At 66.2% G+C, this 18,206-nt stretch carries 11 protein-coding genes; 8 read left to right on the top strand and 3 right to left on the bottom strand.

Annotation, left to right across the window (positions count from 1 at the left end):
* Positions 1-7: 7 nt before the first annotated feature.
* Together BJD12_RS12475 and BJD12_RS12465 are read right to left on the bottom strand one after the other, a co-directional pair.
* Positions 8-793: a rhomboid family intramembrane serine protease gene (locus BJD12_RS12475; RefSeq protein ID WP_005991281.1), complete on the bottom strand. Its 786-nt coding sequence runs from the start codon at positions 791-793 to the stop codon at positions 8-10.
* A gap of 495 nt (positions 794-1,288) precedes the next feature.
* Complete coding sequence (locus BJD12_RS12465) at positions 1,289-2,245, bottom strand: TerC family protein (protein WP_005993820.1); 957 nt, start codon at positions 2,243-2,245, stop codon at positions 1,289-1,291.
* A gap of 260 nt (positions 2,246-2,505) precedes the next feature.
* On the opposite strand from BJD12_RS12465, the gene BJD12_RS12455 reads away from it, so the two are divergent.
* Positions 2,506-3,672: a class I SAM-dependent rRNA methyltransferase gene (locus tag BJD12_RS12455; protein ID WP_005993818.1), complete on the top strand. Its 1,167-nt coding sequence runs from the start codon at positions 2,506-2,508 to the stop codon at positions 3,670-3,672.
* 305 nt (positions 3,673-3,977) lie between these two features.
* Positions 3,978-4,298 carry a hypothetical protein gene (locus tag BJD12_RS12450; protein WP_005993817.1) on the top strand — a complete coding sequence of 107 codons (321 nt, stop codon included), beginning with the start codon at positions 3,978-3,980 and terminating at the stop codon, positions 4,296-4,298.
* A 337-nt stretch (positions 4,299-4,635) separates the two neighbouring features.
* Here the strand turns inward: BJD12_RS12450 and BJD12_RS12445 are convergent, their stop codons facing one another.
* Entirely contained in the window at positions 4,636-6,486 is a 1,851-nt protein-coding gene (locus BJD12_RS12445) for an Svx/AvrXca family virulence/avirulence protein (protein WP_074059387.1), read from the bottom strand.
* A gap of 307 nt (positions 6,487-6,793) precedes the next feature.
* Here BJD12_RS12445 and BJD12_RS12440 point away from each other — a divergent pair, with 307 nt between their 5' ends.
* From BJD12_RS12440 to BJD12_RS12415, 6 genes are all read left to right on the top strand, one after another.
* Entirely contained in the window at positions 6,794-8,020 is a 1,227-nt protein-coding gene (locus BJD12_RS12440; protein ID WP_005998384.1) for a dipeptidase, read from the top strand.
* Positions 8,021-8,104: 84 nt separating this feature from the next.
* A complete protein-coding gene (locus BJD12_RS12435; protein ID WP_058564183.1) occupies positions 8,105-9,274 on the top strand; it encodes a glycerate kinase in 1,170 nt (389 codons plus the stop codon).
* A 144-nt stretch (positions 9,275-9,418) separates the two neighbouring features.
* Positions 9,419-11,167, top strand: coding sequence for a sensor domain-containing diguanylate cyclase (locus BJD12_RS12430; RefSeq protein ID WP_005997980.1), 1,749 nt, complete (start codon positions 9,419-9,421; stop codon positions 11,165-11,167).
* A gap of 144 nt (positions 11,168-11,311) precedes the next feature.
* On the top strand, positions 11,312-11,704 hold the full coding sequence (locus BJD12_RS12425) for a DUF2628 domain-containing protein (protein WP_005997981.1): 393 nt from the start codon (positions 11,312-11,314) through the stop codon (positions 11,702-11,704).
* 739 nt (positions 11,705-12,443) lie between these two features.
* Complete coding sequence (locus BJD12_RS12420; RefSeq protein WP_005997983.1) at positions 12,444-15,377, top strand: TonB-dependent receptor plug domain-containing protein; 2,934 nt, start codon at positions 12,444-12,446, stop codon at positions 15,375-15,377.
* Positions 15,378-15,585: 208 nt separating this feature from the next.
* Complete coding sequence (locus tag BJD12_RS12415) at positions 15,586-18,063, top strand: GH92 family glycosyl hydrolase (protein WP_005997985.1); 2,478 nt, start codon at positions 15,586-15,588, stop codon at positions 18,061-18,063.
* The last annotated feature ends 143 nt before the right edge of the window (positions 18,064-18,206 follow it).

Here is an 18,206-nt window from a genome sequence, read left to right as displayed (position 1 = left end):
TGCGGTCCTACGTGCCCGGCGGCCGCTCACGCGGTGAAAAATGCAGCACTACGTTTTCCGAGCCGTCTTCCTGGCGTTGCCACAGCACCGGCACCTGACGCGGGGGCGGTGGTTCCAGCATGGCGTGTTCGGCGTTGCTCACTTCCCAGGCAGCGTCCTCGTCCTCGTCTTCCCAGCTATAGCGCGGCTTGGCCTGCTGCGGGTCGCGCAGGCGCAGCAGCAGGGCGGCGATCAGGCCGGCGACTGCGCCGCCCAGATGCGATTGCCAGGACACACCGGCTTCGTGCGGCAGGATGGTCACCAACATGCCGCCGTAGAACAGGAAAGCGATCATGCTGGTGGCGATCGCCGGGCGGTCGCGCCGCAGCAGTCCCAGCACGAACACCAGAAACATCAGGCCGTGGGTCACGCCGCTGGCGCCCAGGTGGCGGCTACCAGGCTCGCCCAGCAACCACGCGCCCAGCCCCGAGCCCAGCCACAGCAACGGCAATGCCATGGCGGTGGCGCGCGGATACACGCTGCCGGCTAACGTGCCCAGGATCAGCAGCGCTGCCGCATTGGCGCCCAGATGCGCGAGCGAGCCATGCAACAGCGGTGCGGTGAGGATGCCGACCAGCCCGTCGGCCTGCAGCGGTGCCACCGCCCAGGCGCGCCAATCGAACATGCCCTGGGCGGTGAACACCGCCACCAGCAGCAGCACGGCGGCCAGGCTGACGTTGAAGGCACGCAGCACCCGGGAACGATCCAGGCGATTCTGGGTGGCGGTATCGGGGGCGAGAGGACGCGTTGTCATGCATTCACGGATGGCGGCGCGCGGGTTTTTTACAAGCCTATCCGGCTCGGGATAAGCAGACCCGGCGACGGGATAATCCACTTCCGATGCCGGTCAGTGGCGCAGCAGCCTGCAACGCGTCACGGAGGTGTCCGATGCGCGAAGCCGAACGTCTGCAGCATCCCGCTACTTGCTGAGTCCGAATCCGAGCCGACACTCGATCCGCTAGGTTGGAACATCCAAAGGACGCTGAAGCTCAAGATCTTGCCGTGAAAGGTACGGATGCGTTGGTTGTAGAGCGGATGATCTGTAACTTCGCTGCAGGGCCCTTGCCCGCCCACCATCGCGGGACACGCTGCAAGTACGTCCTTGTAAGTTCTTTGGCGGCATCCATGCCGCCAAAGGTCCCGCGACGGTGGGCGGACAAGGACCCGTCGAGATGGTCGGTGCGCATGGTTACAAGCAGCGCACGCGGAACGGCCTTTACCGATTCCCGATTCCCAAATCCCGGCTCCCTCAGTGCCCGGCCGGCTTCGGCGGGCGCAGCAGGCTCAGCACGATGGTGGCGACCAGGATGGTCACCACGACGGCCAGCGAGACCAGCACCGGGATCTTGTACAGATCGATGATCATCATCTTGGTGCCGATGAACACCAGGATCACCGCCAGCCCGTACGGCAGCAGGTGGAAGCGGTCTGCCATGCCGGCCAGCAGGAAGAACATCGCGCGTAAACCCAGCACCGCGAACACGTTGGAGGTGAGCACGATGAACGGGTCGGTGGTGATCGCGAAGATCGCCGGGATGCTGTCCACCGCAAAGATCACATCGATCACCGCGATCAGGATCAACACCACGAACAGCGGCGTGAACCAGCGCTTGCCGTCCTTGATCACGCTGAGCAGGTTGCCGTGGTACTGCGGGCTCAGGCGTAGGTGGCTGCGCATCCAGCGCAACACCGGGTTGGTTTCCAGGTCCGGCTCCTTGCCGGCGGAGAACCACATCTTGATGCCGGTCAGCAGCAGGAATGCGCCAAACACGTACAGCAGCCAATGGAACTTGGCCAGCAGCATCGAGCCGGCAAAGATCATGATCGCGCGCAGGACGATCGCGCCGAGCACACCGATGATCAGTACGCGCTGGCGCTGTTCCTCCGGGACGCCGAAGTAGGTCATCACCATCAGGAACACGAAGATGTTGTCGACCGCCAGCGATTTTTCGACCAGGTAGCCGGTGAGGAACTGCAACCCGATCTGGTCGGCCTGCGCATCGCCCAGCGTGCCTTGCAGGTACCACCACAGCCCGGCGTTGAACGCCAGCGCGAGCAGCACCCAACCGATGCTCCACCAGGTGGCTTCCTTGAAGGTCACCTTGTGGGCGCCGCCGTGGCGCATCAGCACCAGATCGATCAGCAGCGCGGCGATCACCACGACCCCGAAACCGCCCCATAACCAGACATTGCCAATGGTTTGCATAAAAGAATCCCGAAAAGTGAAACGACCTGGACAGCCGGTTGGGCTGAGGCCTTGTGACACGGAAATCGTGGATTCCGGGTGACGGACCTTCGCCTGCGCGGCGAAGGTCTCGCTCGCAACCGGCCGGGCCGGTTGCCGTTGCACCGGAGCGCCTGACAGGGCTCGTAATGACGGCGACAACGCTGGGAGCTACTCCCCTTCTGAGCCTGATTCTGCGTGCCCGGCGCAGGCACGTCAATCCAGCCGGATACAATAGGTGAATGAATACTCCTGTCCCCGTCGTCCGACTCAAGAATGCCTGGCGCTCCAGCCACCCGTGGATCTTCCAGAAGCTGGTGGAAAAGCCCGCTGCCAAGCCCAAACCCGGCACCATCGTCGATGTGGTCGGCGTGGATGGCGAATGGATCGGCCGCGGCTTCTATAACGGCCATTCGCGCATCGCCGTGCGCATCCTGGAAACCGACCAGTCGGTCCCGGTGGATGCCGGCTGGTTCTCGCGCAAGATCGCCGCGGCGGTGAGTCTGCGCCGCGACTGGCTCAAGCTCGACGGCGTGTCCGATGCCTGGCGCGTTGTGCACAGTGAAGGCGATGGCCTGTCCGGCCTGGTGGTGGACCGCTACGGCGACCTGGTGGTGGTGGAGTTCTTCGCCGCCGGCATGTTCCGCCACCGCGAATGGATCTACGAGGCACTACGCGAGCAGTTCCCGGGCTGCCGCTTCCACAGCTTTGCCGACGAACACGTGCAAAAGCAGGAGAGCTTCGACTTCCACAGCAACACCACCACCGAAGCGGCCGTCATCACCGAGCACGGCATCAAGTTCCGCGCCGACCCGGCCGGCGCGCACAAGACCGGTTTCTTCGCCGACCAGCGCGACAACCGCCAATGGCTGAGCGAGCAGGTGGACGGCAAGAGCGTGCTGGACCTGTGCTGCAACACCGGCGGCTTTGCGGTGTATGCGGCCGCGCGCGGTGCGTCCGAGGTGCTCGGCGTGGATATCGACGAAGACGTCATCGCCATTGCCAAGGGCAACGCCAAGCTCAACAACGTGCGGCCCAAGTTCGTGCAGGCCGACATCTTCCCGTGGCTGCGCGATGCGGCCAATCGTGGCGAGCAGTTCGATGTGGTGATCCTGGACCCGGCCAAGATGACCCGCGACCGCGAGCAGGTGATCCCCGCGCTGAAGAAGTACCTGGACATGAATAAATTGGCGCTGGGCGTGGTCAAGCCGGGCGGCCTGTTTGCCACCTTCTCGTGCACCGGGTTGGTCGCCGAGCAAGAGTTCCTGGACATGCTGCGGCGCGCCTCGTACTTCTCCGGCCGCACCATCCAGATCCTGAAAGTGGCCGGCGCTGGCCCCGATCATCCGTTCATGGCGCACGTGCAGGAATCGCGGTATCTCAAGGCGGTGTTCTGCCGCGTGGTGTGACAGCGGCCATTGTGAGGCAGCGGGCAATGCGTAGCGCCCGCTGCATGCTTGTTCAGGTGCAGGTTGGCGGATTGCAGATGTGCCGCCTGGTGACATTGCCGCTGTGTGGCTGCGTCGCACTGCAGCGAATCGGAGCAGGGCGGACGCTCACATTTGCCTGGCCTGCGGTGTCGCATGTGTGCAGGTGAAGCAGTGCGGTTATCGTCATCGCGCCATGAATGCAATCCTGTGCGTGATGGCAATGCTTGGTTACAGCGCGCGGTAGCCGGGATTCAACGCAGACATTCACTAGGGAGCGGCAGCCGATGACGTCCAGCGACGAAGACGAACGCAAGGCCCTGCGCCGTTTGCTGCGCGAGATCGAGCGCCCCAATGCCAGCCTGCTGGCCAGCAACTGGCCGGTGTTCGGTGTGTGGCTGCTGTTTTCCGGGGCCTTCATGTATCTGTTCCAGACCGGCGCCGGCTCGCCGCTGCATCCGTTGCTGCTGGCGCTGGGCTCCACCTGTTTGGGTGTGTTCGGTGCGTGGATCGTGTTCCGTTCGGTGTGGGCGCGGCAGTGGCCGCATGTGCGAGAGCACATCGATGTGGACAGCGTGCGCGCGCGGCTGGCCGAACTCGACGATTGAGCGTGCGTCGAACGCGTAGCGCTGCATGGCAGCGCCACGCGCATCGCTGATGTGCATGCAGCAGTAGCGCGGCAGCGGACTTACGCCTGCATGCGATCGTAGGCAAACCCATCCGTCACGCTGCACCGCACGCCGCTTTGAAAGCGTGGCAGCGGTGATGCGATGACGTCATTGCAGCAAGCAAGTCGTAGCCGACCTGCCACGCCAGACACACCGCACTTGCCAGTGACGCGCACAAGTGGCATGGGCGTTGCGTGCGTCCACCGATGGCCGTCCCTGGCCTGTCTGTAGAGTCTTCTTGCGCTGATGCGCAGCTGCCGCGCGCAGCTGTGCCAGATCACCAACCAGCTGGGCGCGCGGTGATTTCCGGCACCGCCTGCCGCAGGTCTACACCGAACTCCGGGTTGGTCATCGTGGCCGGATCGACAAATCCGTAGAACACGCCCTGCGTGGGCGAGGCGCCTTGTTCTTCGATATCGCCACGCAGCTGCGCGGTGCCGCCGACGTTGATGGCGCCGAACGCGCCCGGGCCCATGAACACGGTATGCGCCTGCGCAGTGGCGCCGATGGTGGCGCCCGGATGCCATACGGTGAGCCCACCGAGCACGGCATTGCCCTGCACCGTGCCGCCCATCACCGTGGCGCGGCCATCGATGCGCGCATTGCCCAGCACATTGCCGGCCAGCACGCGGGCACGCGGACCGACGTAGGCGGTGGAGGCGACATTGGCGGTGTTGGCGACCCAACCGCCGCCGTTGGCATGACGACGTCCCACAGGAGTGGGGGTGGGCGCGTTGGGCTGGCTGCCGGCCGGGGCGGCATTGGTCAGCGTCACGCTCCACGGGTAGCGGTAGATCGCGTAGTAGGACTGATCCCACTTGATCTGCTGCATGGTGCTGGGCGCGCCCATCACCATCAGATACACCGCGCGGTCGCCGCTCTTCAGCGGCATGCTGACGCTGGCCTTGGCGCCGCGCTGCAGCGTGCTGTAACGCGCCTTGCCGGCACTGTCGATGGCCACCACACCCCAGCGCCAGTCCGAGGCAGGCATGGGAATGCTGGTCGGGTCGTTGAGCAGGCCGGGCAAGCTGGTGACCGCCGGCGCGCTCTGCACCTGACCTTCGAACGCGACCTGGATGCTGGTGGCGCCGCTGGCGGGGATCAATTGCACCAGGTTGTAGCCCCAGCGCTGCGGTGCCCATTCGAACGGCACGCGGTAGCGGTTGGCCTGGCCGGCCACCGGGTCGAGCACGGTCATGCGCAGCGCGCGGTCGCGGTTGTCCCAGTCCTGGGTGCGTTGCGGGTCGAACGACAGATTGCTGCCGTAGCGCGCGCGATACAGCGCGCCCTGGTCGCTGCCATCGGGGTTGGTGTACTCCCAGTTGACGTTGCGCATGGCCCAATCGCCGAACACATCGTTCAATTGCGACTGCGTCCAGCCCATGTTGGCCTTGATCACCGAGAACGGATCGGCGGTGCGACGCGCCGGGTTGTCGATGCGTGGCGCCTTGCTCCACATGTCGTTGATGATGGCGTAGCCATAGCGGTTCTTCAGATATTCCATGAACTGCCAGTTGCAATACCGGTCGCGCGTAGAGCCCAGATACACGTGCGGGTAGTTCACCAGCATGGTCGAGCAATGCACGTCGCTGCTGTGGAATTCCGGCAGCTGATGGGTCATCCAGTTGGCGTGCGATTCCCAGATCCAGCCGGTGTATTCGGACTCCTGCAAACCGCCGGCCTGGTACTGCAAGGCGTGGGTGAGCTCGTGCGCCAGCCCCCAGTGATCGCGCAGGCCGCCTGGTGCCATCCACATGCCCATGCCGCCGCTGCCAGTGGCACCGCCGCTCAGGCCGAAGCTCGGGTCCAGATGCAGATTGGCCTTGTACTTGGTGGCGACAGTACAGAACGGCTCGGGAAACTGCAGGCGGTTGATGAAGGTGTCCCAGACCATTTCCAGATGCGCGCCGGCGGCGCGGACGTCCGCGTCCGACACGCCGTCACCGTTCCAGCGGAATGCAAAATGCGCGGTCTCGTAGCGCACCGGCGGCATGCCGGCTTCGTTGACGCGCGCGACCCAGCTGCCGGCGGTGCAGGCAGCACTGGCGCTGGACGCCGCGCCCAGGCCGGCGGCGATCAAACCAAGGGTGAGCAAGCGCCGGGGCAGCGCACGCGATGCGATGGACATAGAGGAGCCTCGTCAATGAGGAAAGGTGTTGCGCACACCCGCACCTCGCGCGCTGAAAGCACGGCATGCGGGCATCGGGAGTGGGGGCATGCCGCCAGCGACGGCCGGGCAAGTGTGCGTAGCGCCGACCACTGCGCAATTGCTTTGACGATGTATTTTTCATAACTGCAACGTATTCGGCGCTCGTGGTGTGGCGCTGATTGAACTTGTGGGGGCCAGGAAGAGGACGTTGGCCTGCACGACACGCGGCCAGCGCGCGGACGCGCTGCGGCTATGATCGGATCACCCCACCTGTCTGCGAGTGCGCATGAACCTGCAACTGCTGTGTGTGGCCGTGTTGCTGAGCCTGGCTGGCTCGGCACACGCGCTGGAGTTTTCCAAGGCCGAACTGGCACGCGCCACTACGCTGCAAAAACGCTTGGTCACGCTGGATTCGCACCTGGATACGCCGGCCAATCTGGAGCGCGCCGACTTCGATATGTTGCAGGCCCACGCCGGCAATCGTCTGTCGCAGGTGGATTACCCGCGCATGGTCGACGGTGCGCTCGATGGCGGCTTCTGGGCGGTCTACACCGGCCAGGGCAATCGCAGTGCGGCCGCGCACCTGGACGACCGCGATGCGGGTCTGAAGATCCACGCGCTGGTGGCCGCACAACCGCAGCGCTTCGCCTTCGCCACCACGCCTGCCGACGCGGCACGCATCAAGGCCGACGGCAAGCGCGTGGTGTACATCAGCATGGAAAATGCCAGCCCGCTGGTGGCCGACCCGACGCTGCTGCGCTTTTATTACGCGCAAGGGTTGCGGCTGATGAGCACGGTGCATTTTCTCAACAACGAGTTCGCTGACTCTGCCACCGACCCCAAGGGGCCGGAGTGGAAGGGCCTGAGCTCGGCCGGCAAGCAATTGGTACAGCAGGCGCAGGCACTGGGCATCGTGATCGATCAATCGCATGCCTCCGATGCGGTGTTCGATCAGTTGATCGCGCTCTCGCCAGTGCCGATCGTGCTCTCGCACAGCGGCGCGCGTGCGGTCTTCAACCATCCGCGCAATATCGACGACGCACGCTTGAAGGTGCTCGCCGAACACGGCGGCGTGATCCAGGTGAACTCCTATGGCGGCTATTTGGTCGACAGCGGCGCCAGCCCCGAGCGCAAGGCCGCCGAAAAGGCGTTGACCGACCGGTACGGCGGTTGGGAACACGTCAAGATCGCCGACGGCACCGCCCTGAGCGCCGCACTCCAGGACTTGGATGCGCGCTACCCGATCAAGCGCGCCACCGAGGAGGATTTCTTCGCCCATCTGGAGCACGTGCTTTCCGTAGTGGGGCCCGACCATGTGGGCATCGGCATGGACTGGGACGGCGGCGGTGGCGTGGTCGGTCTGGAGGATGTCTCCAAGCTCCCGCGCATCACCGCCTGGTTGCTGCGCAAGGGGTATAGCGAGCAGCAGATCGCCGGCATCTGGGGCGGCAACCTGCTGCGGGTGATGCAACAGGCGCAGGACTACGCGACCAGGCAGGTCAAGGCGAGCTAGGGCGATGCGCCGCACCTTGCAGCTGGCACCGCCACACCGCATCGGCACGGCCGGCTCGTGTGGTCTCCTGCAGGCGGGCGGTTTGTGAGAGTCGTCATCGCCCCGGATGCGTACAAGGAAAGCCTGTCCGCGCGCGAGGTGGCCACGCAGATCGAAGCCGGGTTTGGCGAGGTGTTTCCGGCGTGGCAGTACACCAAGGTGCCCATGGCCGATGGTGGCGAAGGCACTGTGGACGCGCTGGTCGCGGCCACGGGTGGGCAGGTGATCGCGTGCACGGTCAACGGCCCGCTCGGCACGCCGGTGCCGGCCTTCTTCGGCCTGACTGGCGACGGCGGCACCGCCGTGATCGAAATGGCCGCCGCCAGCGGCCTGGCGCTGCTACCGCCGGCGCAGCGCGCGCCCCTGCACGCCAGCACTGCCGGGGTGGGCGCGTTGATCCTGGCCGCGCTGGATGCCGGCGCGCGGCGTTTCATCATCGGCATTGGCGGCAGCGCCAGCACCGATGGCGGCGCCGGCATGGCGCAGGCGCTGGGTGCGCGGTTGCTGGATGCGCATGGCGCGCCGATCGGGCCCGGCGGCGGTGCACTGGCGGCGTTGGCGCGCATCGACATCGCCGGCCTGGATGCACGTCTGCAGGATTGCCACATCGAGGTGGCCTGCGATGTCGACAACCCGCTCACCGGCCCAACCGGTGCCTCGGCGGTGTTCGGCCCACAGAAGGGCGCCACGCCGGCAATGGTGCGCCAGCTCGACGCCAATCTGCAGCACTATGCCGATGTGCTGCAACGCGACCTGGGCGTGCGCCTGCACGCATTGCCGGGCGGCGGCGCGGCCGGTGGGCTGGGCGCGGGGCTGGTGGCCTTCGTAGGCGCGCAGTTGCGTCCGGGTGTGGAGGTTGTCGCCCGGGCGCTGGGCCTGGAGGCGCTGATCGCCCACGCCGACCTGGTCATCACCGGCGAAGGCCGCATCGACAGCCAGAGCGCGCGTGGCAAGGCCCCTGTCGGCGTGGCACGCCTGGCACAGCGGCACGGTACGCCGGTGATCGCCATTGCCGGGTCGCTGGGTAGCGGCGCTGAACAGCTGCATGTGCAAGGCATCGCCGCGATGTTTGCGGTGGTGCCCGGTGCCTGCACCCTGGAACAAGCGTTGGCCGACGCCGCCGGCAATGTGCGCATGACGGCACGCAATGTGGCGGCCGCGCTGCAAGTAGGGGCCGCGCTGTTGCCGCGGTCTGCTGCCGACTCCGGCGAATAAGCGATCGGGGAGAAACCAAGCAGGCGCCACCGCAAGCATGGCACCGGCAACGCATCCTGTGTGCTGGCGCACGGAAGCCCCGATGGGCACTTATGCCTAGTCCGCTAGACTGGGCCGATTGCACAGGTGCGAGCGAGCTTGCCGTTGAATCAGCGCGATACCGTTGTGTCAGCCAGCACCGATGAAGCGCAGCGTCTGGCGCGGTTGGCCTTGTTGCAGGTGATCGACACCGCCGCCGAACCGTTCTTCGATGCCCTGGCCGCGGCCGCGCAGGCCATTGCCGGCACGCCGATCGCGCTGGTGTCGCTGGTGGACGAACGCCGCCAATGGTGGAAGGCCAACATCGGCCTGCCGGGCGTGTCCGAAACGCCGCGCGAACTGGCGTTCTGTGCCCACACCATCCAGGGCGATGCGGTGATGGAGGTGCGCGATGCACCGGCCGATCCGCGCTTCCACGACAACATCCTGGTTACCCAGGCGCCCGGCATCCGCTACTACGCCGGCGCCCCGATCGTGCTGCCCGACGGGCTGCGCATGGGCACGGTATGCGTGATCGACCAGCGCCCGCGTCAGTTGGAGCCGGCCCAGCTGGCGGCCTTGCAGCAGCTGGCCAAGGTGGCTGCCGAAGGTCTGGAGCAGCGCCGGGTGATGCTCGAGCGCGCCGAGATCAACACCCAACTCCAGCAGCGACTGCGCGAGAGCGAAGCGTTTCTGGAGCGCACCGGGCGGGTGGCGGGCGTCGGCGGCTGGGAAGTGGATGTCGGCAGCCGCACGCTGACCTGGTCGGATGAAACCTGCCGGCTGCACGATCTGCCGCCGGGCTACCAGCCCACGCTTGGCGAGGCGGTGGCGTTCTATCCGCTGGAAGCGCGTGCGGTGATCACCGAGGCGGTGGAAACCTGCGTGCGCGATGGCACGCCCTGGGATCTGGAGTTGCCGCTGATCAGCAGCACCGGGCGCCGCCTGTGGGTGCACAGCACCGGTGCGGTGGAGCACGTCGAGGGCCGCATGCGCCTGATCGGCGCGATCCAGGACGTGACCGACCGCCATCGCGCGGTGGACGCGTTGGCCGCCAGCGAGCGCAAGTTCCGCAAGATGTTCCAGTACAGCCTGGGGCTGATCTGCACCCACGACATGGATGGCAGGCTGGTCAGCGTGAATCCGGCGGCCGCGCGCTCGCTGGGCCGCAGCGTGGAGGAGATGGAAGGGCTGTCGCTGTTCGAGCTGATCCGCCCGGAGCGGCATGAGGGCCTGCGCGGTTACCTGTCGCGCATGGTGCTCGACGGCCAGGATTCGGGAGTCATCGAGCTGATGGCCAGCGACGGCAGCCTGCGCCACTGGAAATACCACAACGTGCTCGACGTGGAAGCCGACGCCACTATCGTGCTGGCCCACGCCCAGGACGTCACCAACCAGTATCAGCAGGAAAAACAACTGCTGGAATGGTCGTTCACCGACCCGCTGACCAATTGCTTCAATCGCCGGTTTCTGGACGATCTGGACAAGCGCGATGCCAGCGTGCGCTGGGGCTGTGTGGTGGTGGACCTAGACAAGTTCAAACTGGTCAACGACACCTATGGTCACCAGCGCGGCGATGAAGTGCTGGTGCAGATGGCCTGGTTTCTCAACGCTCCATTACGCCGCCAGGACCACCTGGTTCGGCTGGGCGGCGATGAATTTCTGGTGCTGCTGCACCAGGCCAGCGAGCAGCAGCTGCAGGAGCTGCTGCGCACCTACACGGCCGCCAGCGACGATGCCCCGATCCAGTTCACGTTGGGCACCGCCTTGCGCCAGGGCGGCGAAGCACTCACCGCAGTGGTCGACCGGGCCGACCATTCGCTCTACGCCATCCGCCGCGCGCGGCGCGGCACCGGGGTCAGCCAGCAGCGTTAGCGGCCGCCTCACACGGCGGTGGGGCCGGCCGGGCAACCCCGGCCCGCAGTGACGGCCAACACTATTGATGAGTTCGCTGAAAAACATGTGCCGCTGAATACGCGATCGCCTATCATGTAACCGTTTTCAACTACATGGATTGGAATGGACACCTTCGACCGCACCCAGCTCAGCCCCAAGTGGCAGTTCCGCTTCGACTTCTTCGACCGCCATGGCGGCCCCAAGGAGCCGGCCTACAAAGAAGCGCTCAAGACCCTGAGCTTCGGGGACAAGGTCAAGATCGGCATGAATTTCTATGCCTTCTTCTTCGGCTTCATCTATTTCTTCATCATCGGTCTGTGGCGCAAGGCCCTGGGCCTGATCGGCATCAGCCTGGTGGTGGGCATCGTGGCCTCGTTCCTGCCCGCCGCGTTTCAGAACGTGCTGTGGCTGCCGATGTCATTGTTGACCGGCATGGTCGCCAATTACGCCTACTACCTGGACAAGGTCAAAGGCAGCACCAGCTGGAACCCGTTCGAAGGCATGCGCTGGATCTGAAGCAACTGCAACACGTTTGCGCCGGCCCCTCCCGCCGCCGTCAACGTGTCGCCCGGCCCGGTCAGATGACCGGGCTTTTTTATGGGCGACAGACGCTGGGCATGTGCCGGCCTGCCGCGGCCCCGACCGGCACGCTCCAGGGCAGCAGACCCCGGGCCCACCCAGCTGCCCGAACAACCGCGCGTTTCTGCAGCATCTGTTTGCGCAACACCACGTGTGGGCCGCGGCATTCCACAGGCCGTGCGTCTGGCCCGCATCGGCCGCCCGCGCGCTGGCAATCCTGGTTGCCGGAAGACGTCTGACCCGCTTGCGACTGCGGCGCCGATCAACCGCTTTGCGGCGAGAGGGGCCAGACACTGGGCGAGGTCGTTGCCATTCGCGGCGCACCGTCTGAGCAAGTGGAAAGCCAAGCCGACCACCCCGGAGAAGCAGCCACACGGAGGCCTTCGGCTGTACCGAGACGACCTCATCCGTTAGTACGACTGGCACATTCTTTCGCGCGGTCGGCTGAACGCGTCAAGCGATTGATACAAAAAGCATTCTCTCAGTAAACGGCCGCTAGAGTCCGCCGGCTTTGCTGCGACGCGGTGTGCAGCAGATGTTCCCGATTGCTTAATCTTTGCCAACACGTGACATAGAGCACCACGAATTTAGATCGATCTAATTAATCAGATCCCCCGCAAGTGTTTGAAAAGACGTTGTCTTTCCGTCGCACCACCACCCTCGACGAGACGCTTGAATGACCGCTTTCCGCCATTGCCGCCCCACCGTGCTGTCCCAGGCGCTGCTGCTCGCATCACTGTCGCCGTTGTCCGCGCTGGCCCAACAGGCCGCCGAGCCGCAACAACTCGACGCCGTCACCGTCACCGGCTCGCGCATCAAGCGTGTGCAGGCCGAAGGCCCGGCGCCGGTGCAGATCATTGGCTCGGAGGAAATCCGTGCCCAGGGCTTCACCACCGTCTACGACATGCTCGGCACCCTCAACCAGGCCATCGGCACGGTGGAAGCGGACGTCAGCTGGGGCTCGCATACGCCCAACGCCAGCCCGCTCAACCTGCGCAACCTCGGCCCCAACCGCAGCCTGCTGCTGGTCAATGGCCGCCGCGTCGCGGACTACCCGCTGCCCTACAACGGCCAGAGCAACGTCTCCAACTACAGCAACATCCCGGCCGCCGCAGTGGACCGGGTGGAAGTGCTCACCGGTGGCGCCTCAGCCATCTACGGCTCGGACGCAATTGCCGGGGTGGTCAACGTGATCCTCAAGCAGAACTACAGCGGCGACCAGTTCCGCATGCGCGGCGGCACCTCCACGGAGGGCGGCCGCGACACCGCCGACGTGTCCTGGGCCGGCGGGCGCACCGGCGACAACTGGAGCGTGACCTACGCGCTGCAATACACCAGCCGCGACCCGTTATTTGGCCGCGACCGCCCCCAGATGGACGACGCCAGCGACGCGCCCTACAGCGCCTGGACCACCGAGCAGCGCCGGGTCGGCTTTCGTCCCAGCAGCGGCATTGCGTTGATCGACAACGCCACCGGCACCCGCCAGGCCCCGCCGCCGGGCGCCTGCGACCAGTTCGGCGGTGAGTATTACCTGGCCGACCGGCTGCTCTACAACCGCAATACCGGCGTCACCACCAACACCGGCCAGCTGTGCGGGCTGAGCGCCGACTACGGCCAATGGCTGCTGCGCAGCGGCAGCAAGGACCTGTCCGGGTATCTGTACGGCACCTGGGAGTTCGGCAACGGCGCGCAGGCCTGGACCAACCTGGCGGTGTTCGACTCCGAAGCGCAGTGGGGCACCTCGCCGCCCTACGTGCAGCTCCCGGCCGGGCTGGACTTCCCGGCGTTTTACGACGTCACCAGCGGCCAGCAGCTGATCGGCGTGCGCCAGTTCACCGCCGCCGAAGTCGGCAGCCAGGCCGGCCTGCGCAACCGCAACCGCGAGCGCTCCTGGGACATCAGTGTCGGCCTGCGCGGCACCCTGGCCGACGACCGCTTCGACTGGGAGGCCTCGCTGGGCCGCTCGTACTACCGCGTGCAGGAGCGCATCTCCACGGTGGACTGGCAGCGCGCCAACGCCTATTTCCTGGGCCCGCAGCAGGGCACGGTGGATGGGTTGCCGGCTTACGCGCTGGACCGCACGCGCTGGTGGACCCCGCTGACGCCCGGCCAGTACGCGCAGATCGGCGCGCATTCGGTCAACCGCGCCGCCTCCTGGGTCAACCAAGGCGCGTTGAGCCTGAGCGGCCGTCTGTTCGAGGGCTGGGCCGGGCCGATCGAGTTCGCCGCCGTGGTCGAAGCCGCGCAGCAAGGCTACCGGCTCAACCCGGACCCGCGTGCCAATGTCGATTACGAGGTGCAGAACGTGGACCGCGGCGGCGGCGAGCGCACCCGCTATTCGGGCGGCCTGGAGTTCAGCGTGCCGCTGACCACCACGCTCATCGCCACCCTGGCCGGCCGCTACGACAGGTACGGCGACTACAAAGCCTTCAACGACGACGCCAACCTGCTGAACATCGGCACCCAGAAGGAATCCACCTGGAGCGCCGGCCTGCAATGGCGGCCGATCGATAGCCTGCTGCTGCGCGGCAGCTACGCCACCAGCTTTCGTGCGCCGGACATGCATTACCTGCTCGGCCAGCCCAGCTCGGCGCAGGTGCGCACCCAGGACCAGTATCGCTGCATTGCCAGCGGCGCCTACCAGACCAACAACTGCACCGGCGACAACACCGAGGTGACCTATCCCTTCGCAATCAACCGCCGCGGCACCCCGGACCTGGAATCGGAGCTGGGCAACTCGTGGACGGTGGGCTTCGTGTGGGACGCGTTCGAGAATGTCTCTTTCACCGCCGACTACTGGCGCATCCACCTGAACGAGGAAATCCGCGACATCGACGAGACCACCATCCTGCGCGACGAAGCCGGCTGCCGCACCGGGCTGACCATCACTCCCGGGCAGGCCTGGTCCAACCCAGGTGGCGCCGACTACTGCGCCTCGATCCTGGCGCGTGTGCAGCGCAACGCCGCCGGTGCCATCACCGCCATCGAGCGCGGCCCGATCAACCTGGCCCAACGCGATGTCAGCGGCATCGACCTGTCGGCGCGCTACCAGCTCAAAACCGGCGTCGGCGATTTCCAGCTGGGGCTCGACTACACCAACCTGCGTTCGATGCGCGAGCAGACCTACCGCACCGACCCCAACCCCGAGCGCCGCGACCGCGACATCCGCAGCAAGCTGCGCGGCAGCATCAACTGGCTGTACGGCAACTGGAACGCCACCGTCTACGGCGACCGGGTCGGCGCGGTGCCCGGCGTGCGCTCGCACTGGGGCCTGGACCGGTTGGACAACCCCGGTGGCTGCGTGCCGTTCGCCGATGGCGGTGTGCCCGACGACCGCGCCGGCTGCACCGACACCGATCCGGCCAGCCCCACCTTCGGCCAGAGCACGCGCAAGTACTACGGCCGCGTCGGCCCGGCGATCACCTGGAACGTCAATCTCGGCTACCGCATCACCCCGGCGATGAAACTCAACCTCTACGTCAACAACGTCTTCAACAGCACCGGCTACAACCACAAGGACCCGTACAAGCTTGATTACGAGTTCTACAACAGCCGCCTGTTCAGCCCGGTCGGCCGCGAGATCGCGGCAGAATACGTGTTCGATTTTTGAGCCGGGCACTCCCCAGCGCGCGCATTGGCCTCGTCGAATGCTGACGGACGCCGCATCCCGCATTGGAAGCAGGGTGCGTGCCAATGCCGGCACGTGGTGTCATCGTCTTGCGCGCACGCTTGTCGTGCGTCGGTCGCTGCGAGTTGCAGCGGCGGGCGCGCGCATTCCACCTGCGGCTTCGGCCGCCCTCTCCCCCGAGGTGTTCTGCATGCTGTCAGTCGTACCGCCCAACCGTTCTACCGCACGTGCCGCGCTGCCGCCGTTCTGGCGCCGCGCCGCCGCCGGCCTGTTCCTGCTCGGTGTCACCCTTGCCGGCCCGTTGGCTGCGCAGGACCCGGCGCAGGTCAACACCTTCATCGGCAGCAAGGACGACGGCAATACCTTCCCTGGTGCATCGGCACCGTTCGGCCTGGTCCAGGTCAGCCCGATCGGTGCGCACTACGCCGGCTGGCGCTATGACGACCCCAGCATCCGCGGCTTCGGGCATTCGTTCCTGTCCGGCGCCGGATGCTGGGAACAGGGCGGGCAGGTGTCGATCCTGCCGGTGACCGGCCGCATCGGCCCCGGCGGCGACTTCGATACCGCCGATGCCAAGGCCTTCGACCAGAAACGCTACGCCGCGCGTTATACGCATGAGGGCGAAGTGGGGCAGGCCGGCTACTACAAGGTGCGGCTCACCGATTACGGCGGCATCGATGCCGAAGCCAGCGCGCTCACCCGCGCCGCGGTCGAGCGCTATACCTTCGCGCCCGGTGCCGACACCGGCCATGTGCTGGTCAACGTGGCCCAGGCCAATGACCGCCACGTGGTGATCGGCAGCCAGGTGCAGCTGGTCGGCGACCGCGTGGTCGAAGGCAAGCTGGTCACGCAAAGTTTTTGCGGGGGCCACGAATACACCACCTGGTTCCGGCTGGAATTCAATCGCCCGTTCACCGCGCACGGCATCTGGGGCGAAGACGGCGGCGTGCCCGGCGCGCGCCACGGCATGGGCGGCGAACTCAAACCCAATGGTGCCTGGCTCAGCTTCCCGCTGGGCACCGGCAAGGACGCGCGTGCAGTGACCGTGGTCAGCGCCATCTCGCACGTGGATGCCGAAGGCGCACGCAGCAATCTACGCGCCGATGGCATGCAGGGCGGCACGCTGCTGAGCCTGGAGCAGATGCGCCAGCGCGCGCAGCAGGTCTGGCGCAGGGAACTGGCCAGCCTGCAGCTGGACGGTGCCAGCAAAGACGATCGCAGCGTGGCCTACACCGCGCTGTACCACGCGTTGTTGCAACCGCTCACCGGCAGCGATGCCGATGGCCGCTACCGTGGCTACGACGATGCCATCCACCGCGCCGACGGCTGGACCTACTACGAGTATTTTTCGCTGTGGGACACCTATCGCTCGCAGAACCAGTTGCTCGCCCTGCTGCGCCCGCAGCGCGCGCGCGATATCGGCCGCTCGCTGCTGGCCATCCACCAGCAGGGCGGCTGGCTGCCGCGCTGGGGCTATGCCAACTACGACACCAACATCATGACCGGCGATCCGGTGACGCCCTTCCTGGTCGACCTGTGGCGCTTCGGCGCGCTGCAGGGCAACGAGGCCGAGGCCTACGCCGCGCTACGCCAGAATGCCTTCGGCCAACCGCCGATCAATTCGCGGCATGCGGGGCGCTCGGGTAACGCGAGTTATCTCGCCAACGGCTTCGTGCAATACGACCGCGCGTTTCCGTCCAAGGGGATGGACGTGGACCCGCACCACGGCGGCTCGGCCACGCTGGAATACGCGCTGGCCGATTGCGCACTGGCACAGATGGCCCAGGCGCTGGACCATGCCGACGACAGCACGCAGTTGCGTGCGCGCGGCGGCAACTGGCATCACGTCTGGGACGCCACCGTGCGCGATGCCGACACCGGCTTTGCCGGCTTCCCGCGTCCACGGCTGGAAGACGGCAGCTGGTACGCGCCGTCCAACGACCAGTACAGCCCACGCTCGCAGCACGGCTTCCACGAGGGCACCGCCTGGCAATACCAGTGGCTGGTGCAGCAGGACATCCCCGGCATGCTGCAGGCGATGCAGGGCAGCGAACAGGCAGGCAAACGCCTGGACACCTTCTTCGCCTACGAGGACCTGCTCAAGGACCCGCTCAATGGTGCGCGCACGCATTGGGTGGTCGGCCCGTATAGCTATTACAACCAGTACCGCTACAACCCCAACAACGAACCCGACCTGCATGCGCCGTGGATGTACACGCTGATCGGCCAGCCGTGGAAGACCGCCACCGTGGTGCGCGCCGCGCAGCAGTTGTTCACCAACGCGCCCAATGGCGTCACCGGCAACGACGACCTCGGCACGATGTCGGCCTGGTACCTGTTCAGCGCGCTAGGCCTGTATCCGGCAGTGCCGGGCAGCGGCGAATTCCTGCTGCATACCCCGCGCTTCAAACGCGCCACGCTGGACCTGGGCAACGGCAAACGCTTGCGCATCGACGCCCCTGGCGCCGATGGCCGCGCGCTGCAATACGTGGAAGGCGTGCGCTTGAACGGCAAACCGCAGACCAAGGTCTTCCTGGACTGGGCGCAGTTGCAGCAGGGTGGCACGGTGTCGTTTGCGCTCACCAGGCAGGCACCTACGCAAGGCTGGGGCACTCAAGCGGATGCACTCCCGACCTCGTTCTGCGCCACGCCTGCAGCAGCGCAGTGACCAGCACTTGACCCTGATCCGCAGACGATGCCCCTGACCATCGGAGCGGCGGATGAAAGCCCCTCTCTCATCGGGGCGAAAAGGCACAGCGTGCGCGCCGCAAGCGCGGGCTGGGGCGCGGAGCGGGGGTAGGGGTGAGGGTA

Origin of the sequence: Xanthomonas vesicatoria ATCC 35937, assembly GCF_001908725.1 — a bacterium.
GTDB lineage: Bacteria > Pseudomonadota > Gammaproteobacteria > Xanthomonadales > Xanthomonadaceae > Xanthomonas > Xanthomonas vesicatoria.
Note: the sequence above shows the minus strand (reverse complement) of the source record. Positions and strands in the feature narration are given on the sequence as shown.